This window comes from Streptomyces sp. BPTC-684 (assembly GCF_030028635.1).
Lineage (GTDB): Bacteria > Actinomycetota > Actinomycetes > Streptomycetales > Streptomycetaceae > Streptomyces > Streptomyces noboritoensis.
In genome coordinates, this window is sequence record NZ_CP124863.1 from 5,234,119 (window position 1) to 5,260,505 (window position 26,387).

Here is a 26,387-nt window from a genome sequence, read left to right on the forward strand (position 1 = left end):
CTTCGCTCGACCACCTTCTGCCACACCGGAGTTCGTCATGCCCAGATCCATCCCGCGCACCGCAGCCGTCCCGGCTCTCGCCACCGCCGCCGCCCTGCTGCTCTGCTCCTGCTCGGCGGGCGCGGGCAAGGGCGACGGGGACGGCAGGGCCAAGCCCGCCGAGGTCAGGAGCGGGCAGCGGCTCACCGCCACCCTCGGCACCGCGAAGGACAGCCAGGGCCCGGCGCCCGCCGTCGCGGGCGCGCAGTCCGGCGGCACCCTCAAGGTAGCCAACCTCAACGACTACAGCCACCTCGACCCCCAGAAGATCTACGCGGGCGAGGGCTACAGCACCTCGCTGCTGTGGGGCCGCCAGCTGACGCAGTATCAAGTCGTGGACGGCAAGCCCGTCCTGGTGGGCGACCTGGCCACCGACACCGGGCGCTCCTCGGACGGCGGCCGCACCTGGACGTACACGCTCAAGGACGGGATCGCCTGGGAGGACGGGCAGCCGATCACCTCCGCGCACATCAAGTACGGCATCGAGCGCACCTTCGCCCCCGGCTTCGAACTCGGCCCCACCTACTGGCCCGAGTGGCTCACCGGCTCCGAGGACCGCAGCGCCGCCGTCAAGAAGTACGCCGGACCCAAGGGCGGCGGCCTGGACGCCATCGAGACGCCCGACGCCAAGACCGTCGTCTTCCACTTCCCCGAGCCGCAGTCCGACGTGCCGTACATGGCCGCCCAGTCCTCCTCCTCGCCGGTGCGCGAGGACAAGGACACCGGCACCGCGTACGACACCCACCCGTTCGCCACCGGCCCGTACAGGATCGTCGAACACAAGCAGAACCAGTCGCTCACCCTGGAGCGCAACCCGCACTGGAAGGCGGAGACCGACCCGATCCGCCACCAGTACGCCGACCGCTTCGAGTTCACCTTCGGCAAGAAGATCCTCAACACCGCGCAGGAGGTCCTCAACGGGCGCGGGGAGGGACCGGACACCGTCACCACCAAGAGCGAGGTGCCGCCGGAGCTGTACGCGCAGGCCGAGCGCGACCCGAAGAAGAAGGCGCTCCTGGTGGCGGGGAGCAAGGGCGCCTACACCAACGACCTCTACATCAAGAACAGCCGCGTCACCGACCCCGAGGTCCGCAAGGCCATCCACTACCTCTTCCCGCGCGAGCAGGCCCGCCAGGTGCTCGGCGGCCCGCGCCTGGGCGAGTTCGCCACCACGCTCTCCTCGCCCGCCGTCGTCGGCTGGAAGAAGTACGACCTCTACCCGGTCAGGCCCGGTGGCGACATCGAGAAGGCCAAGGAGCACCTGGCGAAGGCGAAGACCAAGGTGGACACGCTCACCTACGCGTACGAGGCCGACGCTCCCGAGAAGGCCCGGCTCGCCCAGGTCCTCGTCGACGCCTTCGCCAAGGCCGGGATCAAGCTGGTCGTGAAGCCCCTGGACAAGGCCGCGTTCACCAACGAGGTCTTCCGCGGACCCGCCCCCTACGACCTGTGGATGTCCACCAACTCGGTCGACTGGCCCACCCCGGCGACCCTGCTGCCCGACGGCTACGACAGCCGTCTTGACGCCCTCTCCAACGGCATCCGCTACAGCAACCCGAAGGTCGACAAGGAGCTCGACCGCATCAAGACCATCGGGGACGCGGGGCAGAAGGCCGCGGCGCTCATCGACCTGGAGCAGGTCGTGATGGCGGACGTGCCGGTCGTGCCGTTCCTCTACACCGCCGTCACCCAGTTCCGCGGGCAGAACGTCGGCGGCGCCGCCATCCACCCGATCTACGGCTCCGTCGCCGCGGCCGACCTCTACCTGAAGAAGTCCTGACCCTCCCATGACCGGTTACGTCGTCCGACGCGCCCTGCAGGCCGTGGCGGTGCTCCTAGCGATCACCGCCACCGCCTTCGGGCTGTTCTTCGCGGCCCCCTCCGACCCCGCGCTCATCGCCTGCGGCCCCAAGTGCGACACCGGGCAGGTCGAGGCCGTACGCCACAGCATGGGCCTGGACCGGCCCGTCGCCGCCCAGTTCGGCGACTATCTGGGCGGCCTGGTGGCGGGCCGCACCATCACCGACGTCGACGGCAGCCCCATCGACTGCCCGGCGCCCTGCCTCGGCTACTCCTACGCCCTGCACCAGCCGGTCCTCGACGCGATCGCGGACCGCCTCCCGGCGACCCTGTCGCTCGCGGCGGGCGCCCTGGTGGTGATCGTGGTGCTCGGCGTCGGCGTGGGCTTCGCCGCCGCGCTGCGCCGGGGCACCCGCACCGACCGGCTGCTGTCCGGCTTCACCCTGGTCGGCGCGAGCGTGCAGATCTACTTCCTCGGCTACGCCCTGCAGTACCTCCTGGTGTACGCGACGGGCGCGCTGCCGGTGCCCGGCTACACCCCCTTCGGCTCGTCGCCGGGAGCCTGGGCGGCCGGGCTCGCACTGCCCTGGCTGGTCCTCGGCTTCGTCAACGCGGCCGTGTTCGCCCGGCTCTCGCGGGCGCAGATGCTGGAGTCGATGCACGAGGGGTACGTCCGCACCGCCCGCGCCCGGGGCCTGTCCACGCTGCGCGCCCATCTGAAGTACACCGCGCGCGGCGCCGGAGCCCCGCTGGTGCAGTTGCTCGGCCTGGAGGCCGGGGCGCTGTTCGGCGGGGCCTTCATCACCGAGACCGTCTTCGGCATCGACGGCATCGGCAAGCTCGCCGTCGACTCCGTCGTCCAGAACGACCTGCCCACGGTCGTCGGGACCGTCCTGCTCGCCGCCTTCTTCGTGGTGGTGTTCGTCGCGCTCGCCGACCTCCTGGTGGCGCGGCTCGACCCGAGAGTGAGACTCGTATGAGTGCCGTGCTCCGCATCCGCGACCTGTCCGTCTCCTTCACCGGCCCTCGGGGCGCGCTCGTACGGGCCGTGGAGGGGGTCTCCCTGGAGGTCGGGGCCGGTGAAGTCCTGGGTCTGGTGGGGGAGTCGGGTTCCGGCAAGTCCACCGTCGGGCTCGCAGCCCTGGGCTTGCACGACCCCGCGCGCACCCGGATCGAGGGCAGCGTCGAGGTGGCCGGGACGGAGGTGGTCGGCGCTCCCGAGTCCCGGCTGCGGGGGCTGCGCGGCTCCCGGATCGCGATGGTGTTCCAGGACGCGCTCGCCGCGCTCTCCCCCTTCCACACGGTCGGGGCGCAGCTCGCGGAGGCCTACCGGATCCACCACAGGGGCGCCTCGCGGGCCGAGGGGCGGGAGCGGGCGGCCGCGATGCTGGAGCGGGTGGGGATCGCGGCCGCCCGGGCCGGGGACCATCCGCACCGGTTCTCGGGCGGGATGCGGCAGCGCGTGATGATCGCGGCCGCGCTGATGAACGCGCCCGACGTGGTGGTCGCCGACGAGCCGACCACCGCCCTCGACGCCCGGGTGCAGCGCCAGGTCCTCGACCTGCTGGCCGAGCTGGCGCGCGAGAACGGCACCGCGGTGCTGTTCGTCAGCCACGACATGGGCGTGGTGGGCGAGTTCACCGACCGTACGGCGGTGATGCGGGACGGCCGGGTCGTCGAGGAGGGGACGACGGCCCGGCTCCTCGCCGACGCCTCGCACCCCTACACCCGGGCGCTGACCGGGGCGGCGCCCACCCTGGTGACCGTGCCGGGCAGCAGGCTGGCGACGGTCGACGAGCCGGCGCCGGTGACTCCGTCCCGGCCCGCCGCGCCCGTGGCGGACGGCCCGCCGCTCGCCGAACTCACCGGAATCCGGGTCGAGTTCCCGGTCAGGCGCGGCCTGTCGGTGCGCCGGCCCGAGCCGGTGGCGGCCGTACGGGACGTGAGCCTGCGCATCGAGCCCGGCCGGACCCTCGGCCTGGTCGGGGAGTCCGGCTCCGGCAAGTCCACCACCGCCCGGGTCCTCGCCGGGCTCCAGCGGCCCACCGCAGGGACCGTGCGCTTCGACGGACGGGACGTCTCGGACGCCGCCCGCGACACCGCGCTGCGCCGCGAGCTGAGCCGGGACGTCCAGCTGGTCTTCCAGGACCCGTACGCCTCGCTCAACCCGCGTCGCACCGTCGAGGAGATCGTCACCACGCCGCTGCGCGCCCACACCCGGATGGACCGGGACGAGCGGCGGGAGCGGGCCGCCGGGCTGCTGAAGCAGGTGGGGCTCGCGGAGGACCGGCTCGACCGCTATCCGCACGAGTTCAGCGGCGGCCAGCGCCAGCGCATCGGCATCGCCCGGGCCCTGGCGGTCCGCCCGCGCCTGGTCATCGCGGACGAGCCGGTGTCGGCGCTCGACGTCTCCGTACAGGCGCAGGTGCTGAACCTGCTGATGGACCTGCGCGACGAGCTCGGCCTCTCGCTCCTGTTCGTCTCGCACGACCTGGCGGTGGTGCGGCATGTCTGCGACCGGGTGGCGGTGATGCGGGGCGGGGAGATCGTGGAGGAGGGGGAGCGGGACGAGGTGTTCGGAGCGCCGTCGGCCGCGTATACGCGGGAGCTGTTGGCGGCGGGCGCTCCGCGGGGAGGGCGGTGATTCGGCTGCGGGTTGTGTGTGGCTGGTCGCTCCCCCAAGTTCTCGGCTTCGCTCGCACAGAGGGGACCCCCATCGCGGCGGAGCCGCATATGTCACAGCCCCGCGCCCCTATGGGGCGCCCACTTCGAGCGGGTCGTCCCCGGCGCGCTCGTCCTTCTTGGGCAGCCCTGCCATGACCAGGGTGACCACGGCCCCGCCCACCGCCCAGGCGGAGAGCACCAGGAGCGGGCCGGTGATCGCGTTGCCCCGGAAGTACGCGATCGAGCGCGCCGCCCAGGTGCCCGCGCCCGGGGGCAGCGCCGGGCCGATCGCCTTCCAGAAGGGCGGCAGCAGCGGATACGGATAGGCGCCGCCCGCGCTCGGGTTGCCCAGCACGACGACGACCAGGATCGCCAGGCCGATGCCGACGATCCCGGCGAGGCCCTGGAAGGCCAGGGTGGTGGCGCCGACCGCGAACACCACCAGCGCGCCCAGGCCCGCCAGGCCCGGGTAGCTGCCCGGCAGCGCGCCGAGCACCGGCCCGATGATCAGCGCGCCGAGCAGCCCGGCGGCGATCGAGTACACCGCGAGCGCGCCGAGCCGGATCACCGCCCGCTGGGCGTTGGCGGGCCGGGCGCCATGGCTGATCGCCAGGATCGCGGCGCACAGATAGCCGCCCACGCACCAGCCGACGACCAGGTAGAACGAGGACAGGCCCCGGGCGTCGTCCCGGTCGGCCGGGGCGACGTCGACCACCTTCACGGTGCGCTGCTCGGCCTTCTCGATCGCGGTGACGACCAGCTCGACGGCCTGGGAGAGGGACGCCCCGCCGCCGCTCGCGACGAGCAGGGTGTCGGTGGTGGACCCCGGGTCGACGATCAGCGCGCCGTCGATGTCGCGGTTCCGCAGCTGCCGGGTGGCCGCCGCCGGATCCTCGACCGCACGGGCGTCCAGCGCGCCGCCGGGGATCGCGTTCAGCCGCTGCACGGCCTGGGCGCTGATCTGCGCGGGCGCGACCACCCCGAACGGAACGTCCTTCGGCTTGGGGTGGTGGAAGGCCCCGGCGTAGGACGCGATGAACGCGACCATCAGCCCGAGCACCCCGATGACCAGCAGCGCGGCCCGCACGGTGACGGCGCTCTTCACCTCGTCGACGAACGTCATGCCCCTCACGCTCCGGGGCGCGGCAGGGCGGCGCAGTCGGGGCTGGGCCGAATGGCTGACGACCCGCCATGCTGGTCGCTCGCACATATGTCGTATGTGCGTTCGAAGGTGTTTTTAAGGTGAGGAGACAGGGGGAGTGAGAACGATGGAGCCGGGCGCGAGGGAGGCAGGCGCGGGCAGCGACACGGCAGTTTTTACCGACGCGTAACTTCACTCTCAGGCTACTGGTGCGTAATTTGGCGAGCGAACAGCACTTGTGGTCCGGATCACAGGGTGTGTGTCCCCGCAACTCCCCTTGAGCCGCAAGGAGATCGCTCGATGCTGCCCTGGAAGCCCCGCCGCGCATGGAAGCACTTGGTCGGACCGCTGGCGGCGCTGCTGCTCGCCGCCGCGGCCACCGCCGTTCCCGCGACCGCCGCGCACGCCCAGTCCGCGCCCAGCAGCGGCTGGAACAACTACTCCTGCAAGCCCTCCGCCGCCCACCCCCGCCCCGTCGTCCTGGTCCACGGCACCTTCGGGAACTCGGTCGACAACTGGCTGGCCCTCGCCCCGTACCTGGTCCACCGGGACTACTGCGTCTTCTCCCTCGACTACGGCCAGCTCCCGGGCGTACCGCTCTTCAACGGCCTCGGCCCCATCGACAAGTCGGCCGAACAGCTCGCCGGTTTCGTAGACAAAGTGCTCGCGGCGACCGGCGCCCCCAAGGTTGATCTGGTGGGGCACTCCCAGGGCGGCATGATGCCGCGCTGGTACCTGAAGTTCCTGGGCGGCGCCTCCAAGGTGAACACCCTGGTCGGCATCGCGCCCGACAACCACGGCACCACCCTGCTCGGCCTCGCGGCGCTGCTGCCCTACTTCCCCGGCGCCGGTGACCTGCTCAACCTCGCCACCCCGGGCCTCGCCGACCAGGTGGCCGGGTCGCCGTTCCTGGCCAAGCTCAACGCGGGCGGCGACACCGTTCCCGGAGTGCACTACACCGTCATCGCCAGCAAGTACGACGAGGTGGTCACCCCGTACCGCTCGCAGTTCCTCAGCGGTCCCGATGTCGACAACGTCCTCATCCAGGACAAGTGCGCCCTCGACCTCTCCGAGCACGTGGCGATGGGGCTGACCGACCGCATCACCTACCACGAAGTGGTGAACGCGCTCGACCCCGCGCACGCCACGCCCACCAACTGCCTGTCCGTCATCGGCTGAGATGTGTGCGGGGCCCCTTTACCTACGAAGTAGGTTGAAGGGGCCTCGCCTTGCGGGAGTGCGGGGTGGATCAGCGGCCGTGGCGGCCGCCGGCCGGTGCGGCCTTGCGGCGGACGGTCAGGAAGAGGAACGCGGCGCCCGCTGCCAGGGCGGCCGCACCACCGAACGCGAGGTACGGAGTGGAGCCGCTGCCGCCCGTCTCTGCGAGGTTCTCGGTGCCGGCCGAGCCGTCCTGGGCCGGAGCCGCGGCCACGCTGTCCGTGTGGGGCTGGTTGCCGGACTGCTCCTTGCCGACGCCCTGCCCGCCCGGCTGCTTCCCGCCCTTGTCGGCGGCCGGTTGCGCCGGTGCGCCCGCGCCCGTGTTCGCGTCGTCGTCGCCGTGGCCGTGGTGCTCCACCGTCGACTTGGAGGCGCCGTCCTCGACCTGCTGCCGGGTGGGCGCCGAGGCCGTCGGGGCCGGGGCGGATCCGGTGCCGCCGCTGTCCTTGCCGAACACCACGTCGGAGCAGGTGTAGAAGGCCTCGGGGCTGTCCGAGCGCTGCCAGATCGAGTAGACGAGGTGGCGGCCCGACTTGGCGGGCAGGGTGGCGTCGAAGACGTAATCGCCGTTCCGCATCGACGGGTTCGTCACCTTGGCGAACGGCGCGGACTCCAGGTCCGACCACTTCAGCGGCTCGGCGGGGTCGTAGCCGTCCTTGGTGACGTACAGCTCGAACGTGCCCTTGTGGGGAGCCGTGCCCTTGTAGTGGAAGGTGTGGCGCCCGGCGGCCAGCTTGGTGGACGGCCAGTCGGCGCGCGCCAGGTCGAGGCCCTTGTACTTGTCGTTGCCCGCGCTGCAGAGCTTGCCGTCGGGGATGATCTTCTTCGACCTGCCCGCCGCGTTGGCGATGTTGACGGCGTTCCAGTCGTAGAACGCCTGGGTCCCGCCGGCGGCGACGGCCGCCTTGCAGGCGGCCGAGCGGGGGCTCTCCGGCCCCTCGGCGTAGCAGGCGGAGACCCGGCTGACCGGATCCGTCATCGAGCCGTGGGCAGCGGCCGGACCGGCCGCGAGCCCGGTCAGCGCGAGCGACGCCATGGCCAGGGCGGCGACGGTGGCGGCCTTGCGACGAGCGGTCATCGTGACGTTCTCCTTCGGTGCTGCACGGGGTGGGCGTGGAGCACGCTAGCCGCCGAAAACCGCGAAATCGGCTGCTGGGAGGGGGTGATGGCGATCCTTATGGTCGCGTTAAGGAGCGACTGAGAGGCGGTTAAGAACGGGCCGCGACGCGAGGAGCCCGGGGCCGTAACGTAGATGCATGATCCTTACGGCCGACGGCATCGACGCAGACCCGTACGACGACATCCGCCTCGCCACCGACGCGGACATCGCGCGCGTGAAGGAAGTCACCGACGCCGCGTACGGCCACTACGTAGAACGCATCGGCGTGGTGCCCGCGCCGATGGAGGACGACCACGGGGCGAACGTCGCGGCCGGGCGGGTGTTCGTGACCGGCGATCCGGTCGTCGGCCTCCTCGTGCTCGTCCCGGAGGCGGACCACCTCTTCCTCGACTCGATCGCCGTGCACCCGGACGCGAAGGGTTCGGGCCTCGGCCGACGGCTGCTCGCCTACGTGGAGGAGCACGCCCGCCGGCTCGGGCTGCCCGAAGTGCGGCTCTACACCAACGCCAAGATGTGGGAGAACCGCCGGATGTATCCGCGCTTCGGGTACGAGCTCGTGGAGCGGCGCGTGGAAGGGCCGTACGACCGCTTCCACTACCGCAAGGAGGTTGCCCGGCGGTCCAGTGCCCCCGAGTCGTCGGCCCTCAAGTCGGTCTAGTCGATGAGCGCCGTGAACTTGCCCAGCTTCGCCAGGAGTTCGAGCTCGTCCAGGGCCTGAACGGCGCGGTCCGCCGCCTCCGGGTCGTGGTCGGCCAGGCCGCTCTCGGCGAACTCGTCCTCGTCCAGGCGGAGCACGGTGCCGCCGTCGGCGGAGACCCAGAGGTCGAGGTCCAGGTCCTCCACGACCACCGCTCCGTCGCGCACCACGGCGGGGCGGGTGATGTCGCAGTACCAGCCCTTGAGCGACGCGTCGGCCGCCCGCACCTCCTTCACCGCGTACCAGCGGTCCCGCCAGTAGTGCTCGGTGAAGACGTCGCCCGGCTCGAAGCGGACGAAGCCGAAGTCGCGGACGCCTTCGGCCGCCCAGGGGGCGCGGACCGTGAGCCGCACGCCGTCGTCGGACACCAGCGACGCCGGATAACCGATCTTCGTACGGCCGGACTTGACCAGGGTGACGATGAGGAGGGAGCCGGGCTCAGCCGAGTTCGCGGACATGGCGTATCTCCGTGGCGCAGGTTTCGTAGGGGAACCGGTTGCAGAGTGCTCGGACGGTCGCGCTCATGGAGTCGGACGTTACGCGTGGGGCGCGGCGGGTGCCTTCCATTTTCGCCCTGAGCGGGGGAGGGGCAGAATCGGCGTGTGACCCTGAAGATCGTCATTGACCAGGAAGCCGCCGGCGCGCCGTACGAGCAGCTGCGGGCCCAGATCGCCGAGCGGGCCAGGGCGGGGGTGCTGCCCGTGGGGTACAAGCTGCCCACGGTGCGCGGCCTCGCCGAGGAGCTCGGGCTCGCCGCCAACACCGTGGCCAAGGCCTACCGCGCGCTGGAGGCGGACGGGGTGATCGAGACGCGCGGCCGCAACGGCACGTTCGTCGCGGCGGCGGGCGACGCGGCGGAACGCCGGGCCGCGTCGGCCGCCCGGACGTACGCAGAGGAGGTGCGGCGCCTGGGCCTCAGCCGCGAAGCGGCGCAGGCGGCGGTGTCGGACGCGGTGCGAGCGGTGTACGGCGACTGACGGTTGTCACCTGTCACCTGTCAGCGGACGCTGGTCCTCGCTCACAAATACAACCCCGCGTCCGCGCTCTCCCGGGGATCCGGGACGCTCGGCGGTGTGGTGCCGCGGCGCAGGGCGAACAGCTCGGCCAGGGTGGCTCCCTCGCGGCCCACGCCTTCCTCCGTGCCCAGCCACGTCACCGCCTCGCGGCGGGTCATCGGGCCCACTTCGATACGGGCCAGACAGCGGCCGGGGCGGACGACCGCGGGGTGCAGGCGCTCCAGGTCCTCGTTGGTGGTGACGCCGACCAGGACGTTGCGGCCCTGGCCCAGCAGGCCGTCCGTCAGGTTCAGCAGCCGCGACAGGGCCTGCCCCGCCGTGTGCTTGGCCTCGCCACGGATCAGTTCGTCGCAGTCCTCCAGCAGCAGCAGCCGCCAGCGGCCCTTCGCCGAGCCGTCGTCCTCGCCGATCGCGATGTCCATCAGATAGCCGACGTCGTTGAAGAGGCGCTCCGGGTCCAGGACGCAGTCGACCTGGCACCAGTCGCGCCAGGAGCGGGCGAGCGTGCGCAGCGCCGACGTCTTGCCGGTGCCCGGCGGGCCGTGGAGCAGCAGCAGCCGGCCCGCGATGTCGTCGGGGGTCACCTTCATCAGGCGGTCCATCGCCTCGGCCACCGGTGCCGTGTAGTTGGGGCGGACCTCGTCCCATGTGCCGGCCGCGATCTGGCGGGTGGTGCGGTGCGGGCCGCGGCGCGGCGAGACGTACCAGAAGCCCATCGTGACGTTCTCCGGCACCGGCTCCGGCTCGTCCTCCGCGCCCTCGGTGGCCTGTTTGAGCACTCTCTCGGCGAGGTCCTCGCTGGTCGCCGTCACCGTGACGTCCGCGCCCCGGTTCCAGCGGGAGACGAGCAGCGTCCAGCCGTCGCCCTCGGCGAGCGTGGCGCTGCGGTCGTCGTCGCGGGCCGCGCGCAGCACGGTCGCACCCGGCGGCAGCAGGCTGGCGCCCTTCTTGACCCGGTCGATGGAGGAGCTGTGCGAGAAGGGCTGCTCGCCCGTGGCGAACCGGCCGAGGAACAGCGCGTCGACGACATCGGACGGTGAGTCGCTGTCGTCCACGTTCAGCCGGATCGGCAGCGTGGCTTCAGGGTTCGCGGACATGGCTTCCATGATCCGGCAACACGCCCCGCCGTGCACGGTGTTTTGTCCCGTTGGGCCGGGGCGGGAACCGGAGGCGGGGGGCGGGACGTTCCATGAGTGTTCGGTTGAAAAACGTCCGAAAGGCCAACCTCCGTCGATAGGCTGGATCGTGATGCGTCGTCATGTATGGGCTCCGGCCGCACTGCTCGGCCTGATCGCGGCCGTGCTCGCGGTGGTCCTCGCCATGACCGGCTCCACGGACGGCCCGTCCGACGGCAAGTCCGGCTCCGGCGGCCCCACCGGCCCCGCCCGGGACGACCCCGCGCTCGGCTGGGGCTTCACCCACACCCAGTTCAGCGCGGACAGCGGCACCCCCGACGCCGTCGCGCGCGCCCGCAAGCTGCTGTCCGGGCAGTCCGTGCCGCAGGACCAGGCGATCATGGGCTGGGGCGCGGGCAACCCGGAGCCGTCGCCGGGTGTGTACGACTTCTCGGACCTCGACCGGCGCATCGCCTTCATCCGCTCCACGGGATCCACCCCGGTGATCACGCTCTGCTGCGCGCCCGACTGGATGAAGGGCGGCAAGCCGGGTGCGGACCACACGGACTGGAGCCTCAAGTCCTTCGAGTCCGCGCCCCTCCCGACGCACTACCAGGACTTCGCGGACCTGGCCGCGACCGTCGCCAGGCGCTACCCGGACGTGCGCCACTTCGTGGTGTGGAACGAGTTCAAGGGGTTCTTCGACGACGCCGGCCAGCGCTGGAACTACGAGGGATACACCCAGCTGTACAACCTCGTCTACGACGAGGTGAAGAAGGTCAACGAGGACAACCGGGTCGGCGGCCCCTATCTGGTCATGGACAGCTACGCCCCGGCGGACACCCAGTTCGCCTCCGAGCTCAAGGGCCCCTGGGGATCGGTCGACCAGCGGGTGCTGGACGCCTTCGCCTACTGGAACGAGCACAAGAAGGGCGCCGACTTCGTGGCCGTCGACGGCGCCGGGTTCACCCGCGGCAACCAGGCGCTGCCCGACCCGTTCGCCGCGCTCGACAAGTTCACCGACGTCGGCCGCTGGCTGCGCGAGCACACGGACGGACTGCCGCTGTGGTGGACGGAGTACTACGTGGAGCCGGAGGACTCCGGCTGGAGCGAGCAGCGCCGGGTCGCCGCCCAGGCCGCCGCGATGATCGCCATCGTGCGGGGCGGGGCGACCACCGCGTTCTACTGGAGCCCCCAGCAGACCACCGCGCAGTGCCCCGGCTGCCTGTGGAAGCCGACCCAACTGGCCGGCGGGGGAACGGCGTTGCCGATGTACGGACTGGTCTCCCGGTTCGCCGAGGAGTTCCCGCCCGACACGCGGTACGAGACGGTCGGGAGCACCGCCGACGACATACCCGGCAGCGGCATACGGGTGCTGGCGAGCGGCAGGTCCGCCCTCGTCGTCAACACCCTGGACCGCGCGGTCCAGGCCCGTGTCGACGGCCGGCCGGTCCCGCTGGCCGCCTACGAGGTGCGCTGGCTCGACCGCTGATCCGGGGCGTCCGGAGCGGGCCCGGCCCCGGCCCCCGCGCCGGCCCCCGTGCCCGCCCGCAGCACCCCGTACAGCTTCGCCGCCGCGATCACCGCGATCACGGCGAGGCTGGACACCTCGGCGATGCCCACTCCCGTCAGACCCATCGGCGGGAGCAGGGCCAGGGTCGAGCCGAGCACCAGGACGCACAACGCGCCCTGGAGGCAGGCGAGTGGGGCGGTGCGGCTCCGCGCGCGCAGCACCGCGAAGTACAGCTCGATCACGACCCTGAGGAGGGCCCCGGTCACCAGCAGGCGCAGCAGCGGCGTCGCGTGGTCCGCGTACCCCTGGCCGAAGACCCGCAGGACCAGCGGCGCGAGGACGAAGAGCGCGGCGCAGATCGGCACCACGATCCTGGCCATCCGGATCAGCGCGGCGCGCGCGTCGCGTCCGAGGCGGTCGGGGTCGTGGGCGCCCTCGACGGTCAGTGAGGCGCCCATGTTGATGGCGAGGAGTTCCACCGTGCCGCCGATGGTGGCGGTGATGTAGAAGTACGCGTTGTCGGACGAGCTCACCTGGGAGGCGACGATCACCGGCACCAGATAGACGACGGCGAGGGCGAAGAGCGAGCCCGTGCAGTCGCCCGCGAGGAAGCGGCCGAGCTCGCGGTGGCCGGGCGGGCGCGCGGTCGCGGCGGTCAGTTCCACATGGCGGGGCACGAGCCGCCGGAAGACCAGCCAGCCCAGCGGCAGTACGGAGACCGCGATCGCCGCCACCCAGGAGACGAAGACGCCCGTGGTGGGCAGCGCGGTGGCGATCGCCACCAGGAGCAGGAGTTTCACCGTGGAGAAGACGGTGTTGCCGACCGGCACCCAGAACGCGCTGCGCAGCCCGGTCAGCACCCCGTCCTGGAGGGTGAGGACCGCCCAGGCGACGACGGCGGCGATGAAGCCGAGGCCGTGCAGCGGTCCGTGCAGAAAACGGTAGGAGGGACCCCAGACGTTCAGGGTGAGGAGGAAGGCCACGGCGGCCACGGCGACGACGACGGCACTGCCCGCGTAGGTGCGGAACACCAGCCTGCCGGTGGCCGCGCCCGACACCGGGATGAACCGGGCCAGGGCGCCGGTGAGGGTGAGCGCGGTGATCCCGGCGAGGAACTTCATCGCCGCGATGGCCGCCGACCCCTGGCCGACCGCGTCCTCCGTGTAGTACCGCGCGGCCACCAGCCAGAAGCCCAGGCCGAGGACCGCGCTGATCCCGGTGTTGACCATCAGGGCATAGGCGTTCCGGAAGAGCGGCGTGCCGTCAGTTTTCTCCCGGGAGCGTGCCCCGCGCCGTCCGGCGGTGGTCGCCTCGGTCACCGTCGCCGCTCACCTTCCGGCCAGTGCGCGCCCGGCCTGCCGTCCCCGGCGGACCACCGCGTACCCCTTGGTGAGGACGCGGTCGCGGGCGAAGGTGCGGGCGATGGCGCGCCCCTCGACCAGCCGCTCGAACTCCTCGATACCGGTGCCGCGCCGCACGGTGACCCGTTCCAGGGCGTACGGGCCCTGGCGGCGCTCGGCGAGGGCGTTGCCGACCGCCAGCGCCTGGGCGAACCCGGCCGCGCGGACGGTCCGGCGCACCCGGCGGCTGGAGTAGCCGTAGGGGTAGGCGAAGGAGACGGGCCGGGTGCCGAGCTCCTCGGCGACGATCTCCTTGCAGCGCAGGGTCTCGAACCACAGCCGGTCGTCGCCGAGCTGGTCGAGCTGCGGGTGGGTGTGGCTGTGGCCGCCGATCTCCGTGCCCGCCGCGGCCAGTTCGCGCACCTGGTCCCAGTCGAGCATGGTGTCGAGGGCGCCGCCCTCCTCGTGCGCGCCGCGCAGCCAGCCGGTCGAGACGAAGAGGGTGGCGGCGAAGCCGTGTTTGGCGAGCACCGGCAGGGCGTGCCGGTGCACTCCCTCGTACCCGTCGTCGAAGGTGATCAGGACGGGGCGCCGTGGCAGCGCGCCCGCCGAGCGCCACGCGTGCGCCAGCCCGGCCGTCGTCAGCGGGGTGAAGCCCCGGTCGGCCAGCACGTCCATCTGCTCGGCGAACGCGTCCGGGGAGACGGAGAGCCCGTAGGCCGCCTCGGCCGGGCGGTGGCCCACCGCGTGGTACATCAGGATCGGCACGGGCGCACTCACGCGGCCTCCTCCTCGGTCCCGGAGTTGTTGCCGGACCCGTTCCCGGACCCGTTCCCGGACCCGTTCCCGGACCCGTTCCCGGACCCGTTCCCGGACCCGCTCCCGGACCCGCTCCCGGACTCGTTGGCGGACGCGATCGGCGCGACCTCGAAGACCGTGCCGCCCCGGCGGGCCCGCCAGGTGCCGAGCGCGTATCCCGCCGCGGCCACCGCGACGCCCGCCACGATCGCGCCCGCGCGCCCCGCCCCGCCCGCCCGTCCGAGCGCCGCGTCGCGCAGCCCCCGTACGACACCGGCCGGAAGCACCCTCGTCGTATAGCGGCGCTCCGACTCAAGCCCCTTGTCGGCTCCCACGCTTCGGGCGACCAGCGCCTTGGAGAGGCCCTCGGCGTACGTCCGCGTGCGGAAGTAGCCGAAGTGCTCGCGGGCGGGTGGGACGCGGTGGTGGATCACCGCGCGGTCGTCGATCAGGAGCACCGCGTCGGGCAGGGCGCGGGAGAGCCGGATGCACAGCTCCGTCTCCTCGCAGCCCAGTGGCCGTTTGTCGCCGTCGCGGCCGATGCCGGTGGCGAAGCCCCCGGCCGCGTCGAACGCCGTACGCCGGAAGGAGGCGTTGCCGCCCAGGACGTTGCGGACCCGCACCCGGCCGGGCGGCAGGCCCCGGTACGTACAGCCCACCACCCAGTCGAACTCCTCGGGGAACCAGGCCGGGCGGCGTCCGGAGGCCCAGGCGGGCTCGGTGCGGCCGCCGACCGCCATCACCCGGGGGTCGGCGTACCCCTCGTGGAAGTGCCGCAGCCAGTCGCGCTCGGCCACGGCGTCGTCGTCCAGGAAGGCCACGAACGCGCCCCGCGCCGCGGCGATCCCGGTGTTGCGGCCGGCCGAGAGGCCGCGGGGGCCCGCGTTGGCGAGCACCCGCACCTCCCCGTCCGCCGCGCACTCCTTGTACTCCCGGCGCAGCCGTTCGAGCAGCGCCGGGTTGTGGTCCACGACCAGCAGGGTCTCCAGGGCCGGCCGCGACTGGTGGTGCACCGAGGCGACCGCCGCGAGGATGTCCTCCCAGCGGTTCTCGGTGTACACGCAGATCACCACGGAGAAGTCGCGGGTCTGACGGTCGGTCAAGACACTTCTCCCCGCCGGGCGTTGAGGCCGATGGCCTGCGGCCGCCGGTGGCTGCGCGGCACGGACTTCTCCTTGAGGATCACCTTGAGCACCCGGATGCCGTCGCGCACGGCGCTGAGGTTGGAGACGCCGTGGATCCGGTTGTACTCGTGGCTGGGCACCTCCTGGACCCGCAGACCGGCCTTGACGATCCGGATGTTGATCAGGGTCTCTATCTCGAAGCCGCTGCAGTCGAGGACGATCTTGTCGAGGCAGTGCTTCCAGAAGGCGTTGTAGCCGTAGCAGAGGTCGGTGTAGCGGGCGCCGAACTTGTGGTTGACGATGCCGCACAGGACCCGGTTGCCGAGCTTGCGGACGGGCGTCATGTCGTCGGTGCCGCCGCCGTTGGCGAAGCGGGAGCCCTTGGCGAAGTCGGCGCCGCCGACCAGGGCGGACACATAGCTGACGATCTCCTCGCCGTCGGCCGAGCCGTCCGCGTCGACCATCACGATGATGTCGCCGGTGCAGGCGGCGAATCCGCTGATGAGAGCGTCGCCCTTGCCCTTGCCGACCTGCTTGACGACCTTGACGTCGGGCCACAGTTCACGGGCGACCCGCACGGTGTCGTCGGTGGAATTCCCGTCGACCAGGACGACTTCGTGGATCCAGTCCGGAAGTGTCTTGAAGACGTACGGGAGGTTTTTCGCCTCGTTCATGGCGGGGATCACGACGCTGACCGGCGGCGCGATCGCGAGATTCGGCGAGACCGCGCGATAGCGCGCGGGAAAGGCCGGTATTCGGGCGGTGGAGTCGTCGGCCACCGCGATCACCGCGGGACCGTCCGCTTCCCGGTCCGGCGTTTGGGCCGATGGATCTTGTTCCCGGCTCGCCGGGCGCACAAAAGAGCTCACGAGTCTCTGTCCCTCTCGTCCGGTGGACCGCCCGCCCCCGGGCGGTCCGGCATGAGTGTCCGGTTACGAAAGGGGGGTCCTCACCCCGGTCATGACGGGCTGGCATTCCGTCATGAAGGTCTCGCATTCCGTGCTGTGTGGGTGAGCTGGCTTTGCTGGCCGCGCGGCCCGCGACCGGTCGACGACGCACGAAGACCGAGCACGGTACCCCCCTAGCGCGCCCCGCCCCGGTACCCATCGCGGCGCCCGAGCCCTCCCCTGGAGCCGCTTTGCATGATGGACCGATGCGGGTGGATGTAAGACGGTATTGATGGTTGGGTCTGTATGGCAAGACCTTGGAACGTGGTCTCACGTTTTTGGGTTTTTGACCTTTCTGGACCGGTCTCTTGTGGAGGTATTCACTCCCGTTCCCGTCAGGAAAAGAAGAAAGCTGATCACGGCGACCGCCATGATCTCGCCACGTACGGACCGGACATGAGCGCCTGCCAGGATTTCGGCGGTCACCAGATCGATGAGTACCGCCCCTGACAACGACGCCACCGCGCGGGTGAGCGGTTCCCGTCGGCGCAAGGCGAAAAACAGCGCCTCGGCGGGTGCGCCGATCAAGAAGAAAAGCGCCAATGGCGCACGCAGCGGTGAATCCAGCGGAATGTACGCGAGCACGGCACCGGCCCCGGACACGGCGAGCGCGGCGCCGGCCGCGACCGCCGTCAGGTCCGCGCGAACCGATGACCTGTCATGTCGCGGACCCCGTGGGGCCGATGCCGTCCGGGCCACTCTGATCCTCTGCGTGGTGAGCGAGGCTTCAATGTGGCGCACCCCAGGAGGGCCGTCAAGGCAAGGGGCGTGCAGGTGAACTTCCGTGCGGTGAAGGTCAATTGACGGGAACTCAGGGTCAGGGGTTCCCCCGTTGGAGCGGATTTCTGAAAGTTCTTGGCATGTCCACTTCCGGTGATCCCTACTCGCTGGTACCACATCTGTGGCGGATATCCCGCACTAGGAGGCCCCCACATGAAGCTCTCCCGTATGACGGCCTATGTGTCGTCGATCTTCCTGGCCGCCGCCTTCGCCCTCACCGGGGCAGGCGTGGCCAACGCGGCGACCCAGGCCGCAGGCACCGACTATGTGGCACTCGGCGACTCCTACTCCTCGGGAGTGGGAACCGGTACGTACGACAGCTCCAGCGGTTCCTGCAAGCGCTCGCCCAAGGCCTACCCGTCCCTCTGGGCGGCGTCCCACGCCCCCGCCTCGTTCGCCTTCACCGCGTGTTCGGGCGCGATCACCGACGATGTCACCGCCAAGCAGCTCGGCCCGCTCAACTCCTCCACCGACCTCGTCTCCATCACCATCGGCGGCAATGACGCGGGCTTCTCCGACGTCATGACCACCTGCGTCCTGTACTCGCAGTCCACCTGCATCAACCGCATCAACCAGGCGCGCACCTACGCCGACACCGTCCTGCCCGGAAAGCTCGACGCCGTCTACGACGCGATCAGGGCCAAGGCCCCCAACGCCCACGTCGTCGTCATCGGCTACCCGCACTTCTACAAGATCGGCGGCAGCTGCTTCGGCGGGCTGAGCGACACCTCGCGCGCGGCGATCAACGGCGCGGCGGACGAGCTGAACACGGTCACCGCCAAGCGCGCGGCCGACCACGGCTACACCTTCGCCTCGGTCGTCCCGGCCTTCACCAACCACGAGATCTGCTCCAGCAACTCCTGGCTGAACAGCCTCGTCTGGACCAACATCGGCGAGTCCTACCACCCGACCGCCGCCGGACAGTCCGGCGGCTACCTGCCCACCTTCGCCGGCGCCGCCTGATCCCGGCGCCCGATCCAGCTCTGTCCGGCGGGCGAACCAGAGCCGCCGCCCGCCGGCTCCGTGCTGGAGGAGGAGGCCCCGCCCGTCGGGGTCTCCTCCTTCTTGCACGTAACGGAATAGGACACTGAGTCGGAGTGCGCGGCGACCGGCGAGCGCACCTCCAGCTGCACCGCGTTGTGGACGGTCTTCCCGGCCTCGTACCCCGACTCGATGTGCTGTACCTGCTTGTTCTTGGGGTCGCCGGACCCGAAGCTCAGCGTCTTCCAGCCCGGGTCGGACGACTCCCCGGCCGCCGTCACCCAGCGGTACTGGACCTCCACCGGCGTACGGCCCACGGTGAAGGTGGCGACCACGGCCGGAGCAGAGCCGTCCGGTGGCGGGCACGTTCCCTCGTAACTTCCGCGAACGGTCTGGAGCGAGACCTTCACGGACTGCGCGGGCGGCGCGGAGCTGCTCGGGCTGGAACTGGGGGTGCCGGTGGGGCCCGTGGTGGCGCTCGTGGCGCTGTGGCTCTTGGTGGCGGTGCTGCTGCGCGGCGTGGAGTGGGAGACCGGGCCCGGTGCGGAGGGTGTGCCCGCGTTCTTGTCGCCTCCTCCGCCGTTGTGCGTCAGTGCCCATGCGAGCCCGACGAGCGCGAGCAGCAGGACCAGGGCTCCGATCAAGAGCACCACGCCCGCTCTGCTCTGACGGCCCGTCGACGGGTTCGAGGTCTCCGGGCCGTACGCTCCCGGCGTCACCGGGGTGGTCGGCAGCGGTGGCGTCCGGGGCGAGGTGACCGTCGGTCCGTACGCCCCGGGGTACGGCGGCGGGACGTCCCGCACCTCGCCACCGGCGCCCACCACGCGCAGCTGGTGCTCGGCCTCCTCTGTCGACAGCCGCTCGGCCGGGTCCTTGCGCAGCAGCCCCGCGATCACCGGGGCGAGCGCGCCCGCGCGGCGCGGTGGCGGCAGTTCGTCGTCGACCACGGCCCGCAGCGTGGAGAGCGGGGTCGCCTGGCGGAACGGAGTGCTGCCCTCGACCGCCGCGTACAGCAGCACGCCCAGTGACCACAGGTCCGACGCGGGTCCGGGCGTACGCCCCAACGCCTGTTCCGGGGAGAGGAATTCGGGCGATCCGATCACCTCGCCCGTCATGGTGAGCGTGGACGTGCCCGCCACCATGGCGATCCCGAAGTCGGTGAGGACCACCCGGCCGTCGTTGGCGAGCAGGACATTGGCGGGCTTCACATCGCGGTGCAGCACCCCGGCCTCGTGGGCGGCGCGCAGGGCCGCGACGATCTCGGCGCCGATGTGCCCGGCGCGCTGCGGCGAAAGCGGGCCGTCCGCCTCCAGTACGTCGGAGAGCGAGAGCCCGCGCACCAGTTCCATCACGATCCAGGGGCGACTGTCCTGGGTCGCCACGTCGTAGACCGTCACCACATTGCGGTGCGAGATCCGGGCCGCGGCCCACGCCTCGCGCTCCAGGCGTGCGTACAGCCGCTGTTCGTCGATGGAGTCGAGACCGGCCGGCGCCCGCACCTCCTTGACCGCGACCTCGCGCCCCAGCACCTCGTCGCGCGCCCGCCACACCTCGCCCATGCCGCCGCGGCCGAGCGGGGACAGCAGCCGGTAGCGGCCCCCGATCACGCGCTCTTCGTTGCCCGGCACTTCGCTCACTGGCGAGCCTCCTCGGCGAGGGCGCGACCACAACGGCGGATCCTCTCCACGTTAGCTCAGGTCAGCGCGGTAGTGGCCCCCTCTGACGCGTTGTCCAACTCGCCCTGGAATCAGGCATATTCGGAGAGTAATCGGTGCCTCGTGTCAACCCCTCCCCGGGAGAGGTGAATCCCACCACCGGGATACACGAGTGTGATGCGAGGGCGATAGGGTTACCCTGCCCGGGGCCGGGTGCCCTCGTATGGGTGGGGAGTGACATGGAACAGATAACAGTGCGCAGCAGGGCGCGAGTGCCTGCCATCACCTGCGGGAGCAGTGCGACCAGCTCGCGGCTCGACCGCCATCTCTCGGTGCTGGGCGGTCCCGCCGTCCCGCTGCGGGAGACGGCCGAGGCGACCTTGCTGATGCGCGAGCTGACCTCGCGTGATGCCGCGCACAGGCACAGGAGCAAGAGCGCCCGCGTCTCGCTCTTCGCCCCGCTGCGGCGCCTTCGCCGCTCGCTCTTCGGCAGCCGCGGCTGAAGCAGAGTTCATTGACTTCCTGATCCCCGCTCAGGCGATCACGCCGTCCCGGCGCAGCGCTGCTGTCAGCTCCTCTGTCATCCCCAGGGCTCGCAGCAGCGCTTCGGTGTGCTCGCCCAGCGCCGGCACCGCGCCCATCCTCGGCTCGGCGCCGCCCGGCAGAACGACCGGCGGCAGCAGTGCGCGCAGCGGCCCCACCGGCGAGTCCACCTCCCGCCAGCGGTCGCGCGCCGCGAGCTGCGGATGCGCGGCGACCTCCGCAACCGTGTTGAGCCGCGCGCAAGCGATGCCCGCGTCTTCCAGCCGCGCGATCGCCTCGGCCGAGGTCATCCCGGCCAGCGCCTCACCGACCGCCTTGTCCGTCTCCGCCCGGTGCGCGGTGCGTACGGTGTTGGTCGCGTACGCCGGGTCTTCGGTCAACTCCGGTCGCTCCAGGACCTGTTCGGTCAGCCTGCGCCACTCGCGGTCGTTCTGTACGGAGAGCAGCACCTGCCCGTCCGCCGTCGCATAGGCGTTGTACGGGGCGATGACGGCGTGCGCGACCCCGGTGCGCGCCGGTTCCGTTCCCCCGTGCATCACATGGTGCAGGGGATGCCCCAGCCACTCCGCCAGCGCGTCCAGCATCGAGACCTCCACCGGGCCGCCCCGGCCGGTGGTGCCCCGGCGCAGCAGCGCCGCGAGGACGCCCGAGTAGGCGTACATCGCGGCGGCGATGTCGGCGGCCGGGACCCCCGCCTTCACGGGCTGCTCCGGCGTCCCCGTCACGGACACCAGACCGGCCTCGCACTGGACGAGCATGTCGTACGCCCGCTTGTGCGCGTACGGGCCGTCGGCGCCGTACCCCGATATGTCGACCGCGACAAGCCGGGGGTGTTCGGCGCAGAGCGTGGCCGCGTCCAGGCCCATCCTCGCGGCGGCCCCGTGCGCCAGGTTCTGCACGAACACATCGGCCCCGGCGATCAGCCGTCGCAGCACGTCGAGTCCGCGCGGGTCCTTCAGATCGAGGGCGATCGACTCCTTGCCCCGGTTGCACCAGACGAAGTGCGAGGCGAGGCCTCGGGCGGCGGTGTCGTAATGCCGGGCGAAGTCACCGCCGTCGGGCCGCTCGACCTTGATGACCCGGGCGCCGAGGTCGGCGAGCTGGCGGGTGGCGAACGGGGCGGAGACGGCCTGTTCCACGGCGACGACCGTGATCCCGTCGAGGGGGAGGGGCTGCGGAGTGCTCATGGAAGCCGTGCTTATCGTGTACGGACCACTTTTGTCACGGCCCGGTCGCTCAGAGGAGGGCCAGCTGGCCGTCCGGACCCTCTTCGTGATGGTCGAGTACGGAGGCGGGGCGGCGGGCCGCGGGCGGTACGGGCAGGACGCGCGCCTCGACGAGCCGGTCCCGGGCGAGACGCGGCCCGTCGGCCAGCTCCCGCCGGCGCGGCCGCAGTTCGTCGAGCAGGGCGAGCACGGTGATGAGCTCAAGGAGGTCGGAGGTCCACTCCTGCGGCCAGGAGGCGGGCCGCAGGGCCTCCAGGGTCCCGGGCTCGCCGGTTCCGGTCCGCTCCTCGAACCACAGCTCCAGTACGCGTACGCCGTTCACCTCGAACTCCCAGGCGCCCGGCGGGACGGGGGAGATCCGGCCCTCGCCGAGGTACAGGCTCTCGTCCTCCGGGTCGTACCGCAGGGCGTCCGGCCGGGCCGGGACCGCGGCCCGTACGTACGGCCGCCGGCCGCCGGGCAGCCGGGGCTTGTCACCGCCGCGCGCCCCGCGCACGGTCAGCTCGACGATCCGGTGCCCCAGCTCGACGCCCCGCTCCCAGAGCAGGGGGTCGGGGGTGAGCGGCAGCACGCATCCCGAGGGCGAGGGCTGCGCGGCGGCCACGGTCCAGGCGAGCAGGTCCTCGGGGGTGACGTCGTGCCCGTACGCCTTGCCGAGGAAGGGCAGCAGGCCGGGCGTGACGTTGGGTTCGGTGGCGCCCGGGCGGCGGTAGAGGGGGCGGATGCGGCCCGGGCGGCCGGGGGAGCGGCCGTCGGGGAGCAGGGCGGAGACGGTGAGGGCGGGCCCGGTGGTCTTCGGCAGATACCCCTGCTCCACCAGGAACAACTGCCGCTCGTCGGCGACGCGCCACAGCTCCGGGCGGGCGGCGTCCAGGAGGCGGTGATCGGGTATCAGCCACTGCTGGTCGAAGGGGCCGTGGGTGAAGCGGAGGGGTGTGGGGCAGGGGCCGGATTCCAGGGCGAGGGGGGTGGTGCCGGCGGGGGTCGAGGGGAGGGCGGGGACGCGGGTGTGGAGGGTGCGGGTGCGGGTGGGGTGGAAGAGGTGTTCGCGAGTGGTGCTGTCTGCTTGGACGAGTCTGTCCCAGCGGGTCCTGAGTGTGCGGGCGTCCGGGGCGGTGACCCAGGGGCGGCCGGGGCGCAGAGGGGCCACGGACCATGGCATCAGGTCGTCGAGCGGCTGCAGGTCGTCACTCACGGGGGCCAATGCTAGGCCCTGGGCGGGCGGCCGGGTGGGTGGCCGAGACGGTCTGCTGGGGGCTCCGCCCCCAGACCCCGCCGCGGGGCTGCGCCCCGGGCCCGGTGCTTTGTCTGCGGGTGGATGGTGGCTGGTCGCGCAGTTCCCCGCGCTCCTTATGGGGCCCGGTGTTTGTCTGCGGGCCGGTGGTGGGTTGCTCGCGCAGTTCCCCGCGCCCCTAAAAATATGCCGCTGCGCGGCATCCCCTGGGCGCCCCGGAGGTAGGGGCGCGGGGAACTGCGCGACCAGCCCCAGACGGCCCGCAGACGAACAAGGGGGTCGGGGCCGCAGGCTCAGCGGGCTTCTACCGTTACCGAGAACGAGAACCGATCCCCCCGGTACCGGATCCGGGCCACATCCACCACCCGCCCCGCCGCGTCGTACGTCACCCCCGTGTAGTGCAGGATCGGCGACAGCAGCGGCACCTCCAGCAGCTCCGCCGTCACCGGATCCGCCAGCCGCGCCTCCACCGTGTCCGTGATCCGCAGGATCCGCACCCCCACCGCGTCCCGCAGCACCTTCGTCATGGGCCACCGTTCGAGGTCGGACACGTCGATCCCGGCCGCGAGCTCCGGACGTACCGCGTTCTCCGCCCAGTTGGTGGGCTCCCCGCTCTCCCCGTCGCGCCGCAGACGCCGGTAGGTGACGACCGAGTCGCAGTCGGGGAAGTACTCCGCGAGCTCCCCCGGCACCGGCTCCGGCCCGTGCCCGAGCACCGTTGTCGGCTCGCCCGACTGCTGCGCCACGATCGCGTCGATCGAGCCGAGCAGCCGCACCGGCGCCCCGCGCCGCGCGGCCGGCTCGATGAACGTGCCGCGCCGCCGGTGCCGGGTGATCAGCCCCTCCTCCTCCAGCTCCTTCAGCGCCTGACGCATGGTCAGCACGCTCACGCCGTAGTGCGCGGCCAGCCGCTCCTCGGTGGGCAGCCGCAGCGAGGCGTCCGGGGTGCGGCCCAGTATCGACGCCCGCAGGGACTGCGAGACCTGGTACCAGAGCGGCAGCTTGCGGTTGAGGACCAGCGAGTCCGGGGCGAAGGAGGAGGCCGGGGGAGTGGGGGCGGGGGTCGAGGAGGTCACGGAGATTCCGTATCAGGCTCTGGGACGAAGCGGAAGGTACTGATCAGGATCGCCCGGTGTTCGTCTGCGGGCCGGTGGTGGGTTGCTCGCGCAGTTCCCCGCGCCCCTAAAAATATGCCGCTGCGCGGCATCCCCTGGGCGCCCCGCAGGGGCGCTTCTAGGGGCGCGGGGCTGTGACATTTGCGGCTCCGCCGCGTGGGCGCGACCAGCCACAGACGGTCCGCGGACGAACTCCGGGCCTACCTGCCCGCCCCGAAATGCCGCTCCAACCCCCGCCACACCTCGTCGTACCCCCGCTGCAGGTGCCCCGCCGACGCCGCCTGCTCCGTCGCCGTCACCGGCCAGCGCGTTTCGAACATGAACGCCAGGCCGTCGTCGATCTTCTGGGGCTTCAGGTCCGCCGCGCTCGCCTTGTCGAAGGTCTCCCGGTCGGGGCCGTGGGCCGACATCATGTTGTGCAACGAGCCGCCGCCCGGGACGAAGCCCTCCGCCTTCGCGTCGTACGCGCCCTCGATGAGGCCCATGTACTCGCTCATCACGTTCCGGTGGAAGTACGGCGGGCGGAACGTGTCCTCGCCCACCAGCCAGCGCGGTGCGAAGACGACGAAGTCGACGCCCGCGAGGCCGGGGGTGTCCGAGGGGGACGTGAGGACCGTGAAGATCGACGGGTCCGGGTGGTCGTACGAGATCGTGCCGATGACGTTGAAGCGGCGCAGGTCGTACACGTACGGGACGTGGTTGCCGTGCCACGCCACCACGTCCAGCGGGGAGTGGTCGTACTGAGCCGTCCACAGGTTGCCGCAGAACTTGTTGACCACCTCCACCGGGCCCTCGGCCTCCTCGTACGCCGCGACCGGCGCCAGGAAGTCCCGCGCGTTGGCGAGGCCGTTGGCGCCGATCGGGCCGAGGTCGGGGAGCTGGAACGGCCGACCGTAGTTCTCGCAGACGTAACCCCGGGCCGTCCCGTCGAGCAGCTCGACCCGGAAGCGCACGCCGCGCGGGATCAGCGCGACCTCGCCGGGGCGGGCCGCGAGCAGGCCGAACTCGGTGCGCAGCAGCAGGCCGCCGTGCTCGGGGACGATCAGCAGCTCGCCGTCCGCGTCGCTGAACACCCGGTCCATGGAGGCGTTGGCGTGGTAGAGGTGCACCGCCATGCCGGTGCGCTGGGTGGCGTCGCCGTTGCCGCCCAGCGTCCACAGGCCCGCCAGCCAGTCCGTGCCCGGGGCCGGCTCGGGAAGCGGGTTCCAGCGCAGCCGGTTGGGGTCGGGCACGGTCTCGGTGAAGGGCGCGCTGCGCAGCCGGCCGTTGTCGGTGCGGACGAAGGCGGGGTGCGCGGCCGACGGCGTGATCCGGTACAGCCAGGAGCGGCGGTTGTGCGCCCTCGGCTCGGTGAACGCGGAACCGCTCAGCTGCTCCGCGTAGAGCCCGAGGGGAGCGCGCTGCGGCGAGTTCCGGCCATGGGGCAGGGCGCCGGGAACCGCCTCGGAGCTGTGCTCGTTGCCGAACCCCGGGGAGTACGTCAGGGCCTCCGCCGTCTTCCTGGCCTGCTCGCTGCTGGTCGTCATCTGCCGCTCCCGCTGCCGAAGAATCCTGCAATCCTATGGGTCACCGTAGGATTCGGATTCGACCGCGTCAACGGCAAAACCGGCCGAGCGCGGCATGATGGGCCCGTGCCCCATGCGAACCTCCGCCGCGCACCGGTGCAGCAGCGCAGCGCCGAGCGCCTCAGCCGGATCCTGGACGCCTGCGCCGAACTCCTGGACGAGACCGGTTACGAAGAGCTCTCGACCCGGGCCGTCGCCCAGCGGGCCGGGGTGCCCATCGGCTCGGTCTACCGGTTCTTCAGCAACAAGCGGGCGCTCGCGGAGGCGCTCGCCGCCCGCAACCTAGACCGGTTCGCGGAGATCGTCAGCGCCCGGCTCGCCACGATCGAGGCCGAGGACTGGCGCGGGGCGATCGACGCGGTGCTCGACGAGTACCTGGTCCTGAAGAAGACCGTGCCCGGGTTCAACCTGGTGGACTTCGGCGGCCCGCAGCCGGTCGTCGACCCCGCCGCCGACGCCAACCACCTCCTGGCCGACCGGCTCGCCGAACTGCTCCCGGCCCAGTTCGGCCGCGCCCCCGACACCGAGCTGCGCCGCACCATCCTGGTCGCGGTGGAGGCGGCGGACGCGCTGCTGCGGCTCGCCTTCCGCACCGACCCGGACGGCGACCCGGGCATCGTGTCCGAGACCCGCGAACTGCTGCACGCGTATCTGGCCAGGACCCTGGGCTGAGCCCTCGCCCACGGCCGCCGTAACGGTTCTTCTCCACCCTCGCCACCATGCCTACCGGTCGGTATGCTCAAACCGCCCGCGCGT

23 protein-coding genes and 1 pseudogene are annotated in these 26,387 nt (G+C 71.8%); 10 read left to right on the forward strand and 14 right to left on the reverse strand.

Going from position 1 to position 26,387, the window contains the following annotated elements; all coding sequences use genetic code 11:
* The first annotated feature begins 37 nt into the window (after window positions 1–37).
* Genes QIY60_RS23205 through QIY60_RS23215 form a run of 3 tightly spaced genes read left to right on the forward strand, consistent with a single transcriptional unit; the run spans window position 38 to window position 4,483 of the window.
* On the forward strand, window positions 38–1,819 hold the full coding sequence (locus QIY60_RS23205) for an ABC transporter substrate-binding protein (RefSeq protein WP_283144140.1): 1,782 nt from the start codon (window positions 38–40) through the stop codon (window positions 1,817–1,819).
* A 7-nt stretch (window positions 1,820–1,826) separates the two neighbouring features.
* A complete protein-coding gene (locus tag QIY60_RS23210) occupies window positions 1,827–2,819 on the forward strand; it encodes an ABC transporter permease (RefSeq protein ID WP_283144141.1) in 993 nt (330 codons plus the stop codon).
* A complete protein-coding gene (locus QIY60_RS23215) occupies window positions 2,816–4,483 on the forward strand; it encodes an ABC transporter ATP-binding protein (protein ID WP_283144142.1) in 1,668 nt (555 codons plus the stop codon). Before QIY60_RS23210 ends, QIY60_RS23215 begins: the two co-directional genes overlap by 4 nt.
* A 108-nt stretch (window positions 4,484–4,591) precedes the next feature.
* Here QIY60_RS23215 and QIY60_RS23220 read toward each other — a convergent pair whose 3' ends face one another.
* Window positions 4,592–5,626 carry a DUF3533 domain-containing protein gene (locus QIY60_RS23220; RefSeq protein WP_283144143.1) on the reverse strand — a complete coding sequence of 345 codons (1,035 nt, stop codon included), beginning with the start codon at window positions 5,624–5,626 and terminating at the stop codon, window positions 4,592–4,594.
* A 318-nt stretch (window positions 5,627–5,944) separates the two neighbouring features.
* Here QIY60_RS23220 and QIY60_RS23225 point away from each other — a divergent pair, with 318 nt between their 5' ends.
* Complete coding sequence (locus QIY60_RS23225; RefSeq protein ID WP_283144144.1) at window positions 5,945–6,823, forward strand: alpha/beta fold hydrolase; 879 nt, start codon at window positions 5,945–5,947, stop codon at window positions 6,821–6,823.
* Between the two features lie 70 nt (window positions 6,824–6,893).
* On the opposite strand, the gene QIY60_RS23230 is transcribed toward QIY60_RS23225, so the two are convergent.
* Complete coding sequence (locus QIY60_RS23230) at window positions 6,894–7,940, reverse strand: lytic polysaccharide monooxygenase (RefSeq protein ID WP_283144145.1); 1,047 nt, start codon at window positions 7,938–7,940, stop codon at window positions 6,894–6,896.
* A gap of 178 nt (window positions 7,941–8,118) precedes the next feature.
* On the opposite strand from QIY60_RS23230, the gene QIY60_RS23235 reads away from it, so the two are divergent.
* Window positions 8,119–8,640 carry a GNAT family N-acetyltransferase gene (locus QIY60_RS23235; RefSeq protein ID WP_283144146.1) on the forward strand — a complete coding sequence of 174 codons (522 nt, stop codon included), beginning with the start codon at window positions 8,119–8,121 and terminating at the stop codon, window positions 8,638–8,640.
* Here QIY60_RS23235 and QIY60_RS23240 read toward each other — a convergent pair.
* Window positions 8,637–9,137: a DUF402 domain-containing protein gene (locus QIY60_RS23240; RefSeq protein ID WP_283144147.1), complete on the reverse strand. Its 501-nt coding sequence runs from the start codon at window positions 9,135–9,137 to the stop codon at window positions 8,637–8,639. The genes QIY60_RS23235 and QIY60_RS23240 overlap by 4 nt on opposite strands.
* 144 nt (window positions 9,138–9,281) lie before the next feature.
* On the opposite strand from QIY60_RS23240, the gene QIY60_RS23245 reads away from it, so the two are divergent.
* Window positions 9,282–9,656: a GntR family transcriptional regulator gene (locus QIY60_RS23245; protein WP_283144148.1), complete on the forward strand. Its 375-nt coding sequence runs from the start codon at window positions 9,282–9,284 to the stop codon at window positions 9,654–9,656.
* A 41-nt stretch (window positions 9,657–9,697) separates the two neighbouring features.
* Here the strand turns inward: QIY60_RS23245 and QIY60_RS23250 are convergent, their stop codons facing one another.
* Window positions 9,698–10,801 carry a DUF5925 domain-containing protein gene (locus QIY60_RS23250; protein ID WP_190089725.1) on the reverse strand — a complete coding sequence of 368 codons (1,104 nt, stop codon included), beginning with the start codon at window positions 10,799–10,801 and terminating at the stop codon, window positions 9,698–9,700.
* Between the two features lie 142 nt (window positions 10,802–10,943).
* On the opposite strand from QIY60_RS23250, the gene QIY60_RS23255 reads away from it, so the two are divergent.
* Window positions 10,944–12,302, forward strand: a complete 1,359-nt coding sequence (locus QIY60_RS23255; protein WP_283144149.1) for a xylan 1,4-beta-xylosidase — start codon at window positions 10,944–10,946, stop codon at window positions 12,300–12,302.
* A 53-nt stretch (window positions 12,303–12,355) separates the two neighbouring features.
* Here the strand turns inward: QIY60_RS23255 and QIY60_RS23260 are convergent.
* The 5 genes and pseudogenes from QIY60_RS23260 to QIY60_RS23280 all read right to left on the reverse strand — a co-directional run.
* Window positions 12,356–13,552: pseudogene (locus QIY60_RS23260) on the reverse strand (lipopolysaccharide biosynthesis protein); the annotation flags it as partial.
* 99 nt (window positions 13,553–13,651) lie between these two features.
* A complete protein-coding gene (locus QIY60_RS23265; RefSeq protein WP_283146045.1) occupies window positions 13,652–14,419 on the reverse strand; it encodes a polysaccharide deacetylase family protein in 768 nt (255 codons plus the stop codon).
* A 20-nt stretch (window positions 14,420–14,439) separates the two neighbouring features.
* Entirely contained in the window at window positions 14,440–15,564 is a 1,125-nt protein-coding gene (locus QIY60_RS23270) for a glycosyltransferase family 2 protein (protein ID WP_283144150.1), read from the reverse strand.
* Window positions 15,561–16,373, reverse strand: coding sequence for a glycosyltransferase family 2 protein (locus tag QIY60_RS23275; protein WP_283144151.1), 813 nt, complete (start codon window positions 16,371–16,373; stop codon window positions 15,561–15,563). The genes QIY60_RS23270 and QIY60_RS23275 overlap by 4 nt, the downstream gene beginning before the upstream one ends.
* Window positions 16,374–16,802: 429 nt before the next feature.
* Window positions 16,803–17,273 carry a hypothetical protein gene (locus QIY60_RS23280; protein WP_283144152.1) on the reverse strand — a complete coding sequence of 157 codons (471 nt, stop codon included), beginning with the start codon at window positions 17,271–17,273 and terminating at the stop codon, window positions 16,803–16,805.
* A gap of 192 nt (window positions 17,274–17,465) precedes the next feature.
* Between QIY60_RS23280 and QIY60_RS23285 the strand changes: the two genes are divergently transcribed.
* Window positions 17,466–18,275, forward strand: a complete 810-nt coding sequence (locus tag QIY60_RS23285; protein ID WP_283144153.1) for an SGNH/GDSL hydrolase family protein — start codon at window positions 17,466–17,468, stop codon at window positions 18,273–18,275.
* On the opposite strand, the gene QIY60_RS23290 is transcribed toward QIY60_RS23285, so the two are convergent.
* A complete protein-coding gene (locus QIY60_RS23290) occupies window positions 18,245–19,930 on the reverse strand; it encodes a serine/threonine-protein kinase (RefSeq protein ID WP_283144154.1) in 1,686 nt (561 codons plus the stop codon). The two genes, QIY60_RS23285 and QIY60_RS23290, sit on opposite strands and share 31 nt — an antisense overlap.
* A gap of 257 nt (window positions 19,931–20,187) precedes the next feature.
* On the opposite strand from QIY60_RS23290, the gene QIY60_RS23295 reads away from it, so the two are divergent.
* Window positions 20,188–20,451, forward strand: a complete 264-nt coding sequence (locus QIY60_RS23295) for a hypothetical protein (RefSeq protein ID WP_283144155.1) — start codon at window positions 20,188–20,190, stop codon at window positions 20,449–20,451.
* 30 nt (window positions 20,452–20,481) lie between these two features.
* Here QIY60_RS23295 and QIY60_RS23300 read toward each other — a convergent pair whose 3' ends face one another.
* From QIY60_RS23300 to hmgA, 4 genes are all read right to left on the reverse strand, one after another.
* Window positions 20,482–21,678, reverse strand: a complete 1,197-nt coding sequence (locus QIY60_RS23300) for a CaiB/BaiF CoA-transferase family protein (RefSeq protein WP_283144156.1) — start codon at window positions 21,676–21,678, stop codon at window positions 20,482–20,484.
* Between the two features lie 49 nt (window positions 21,679–21,727).
* The gene (locus QIY60_RS23305; RefSeq protein ID WP_283146046.1) at window positions 21,728–22,879 is read right to left on the reverse strand and encodes a type ISP restriction/modification enzyme; all 1,152 of its coding nucleotides are present in this window, start codon (window positions 22,877–22,879) and stop codon (window positions 21,728–21,730) included.
* Window positions 22,880–23,244: 365 nt separating this feature from the next.
* A complete protein-coding gene (locus QIY60_RS23310) occupies window positions 23,245–24,027 on the reverse strand; it encodes a GntR family transcriptional regulator (protein WP_283144157.1) in 783 nt (260 codons plus the stop codon).
* Between the two features lie 239 nt (window positions 24,028–24,266).
* Window positions 24,267–25,592, reverse strand: coding sequence for a homogentisate 1,2-dioxygenase (gene hmgA / locus QIY60_RS23315; RefSeq protein ID WP_283144158.1), 1,326 nt, complete (start codon window positions 25,590–25,592; stop codon window positions 24,267–24,269).
* 105 nt (window positions 25,593–25,697) lie between these two features.
* On the opposite strand from hmgA, the gene QIY60_RS23320 reads away from it, so the two are divergent.
* Entirely contained in the window at window positions 25,698–26,303 is a 606-nt protein-coding gene (locus tag QIY60_RS23320) for a TetR/AcrR family transcriptional regulator (RefSeq protein WP_283144159.1), read from the forward strand.
* Window positions 26,304–26,387: the final 84 nt, after the last annotated feature.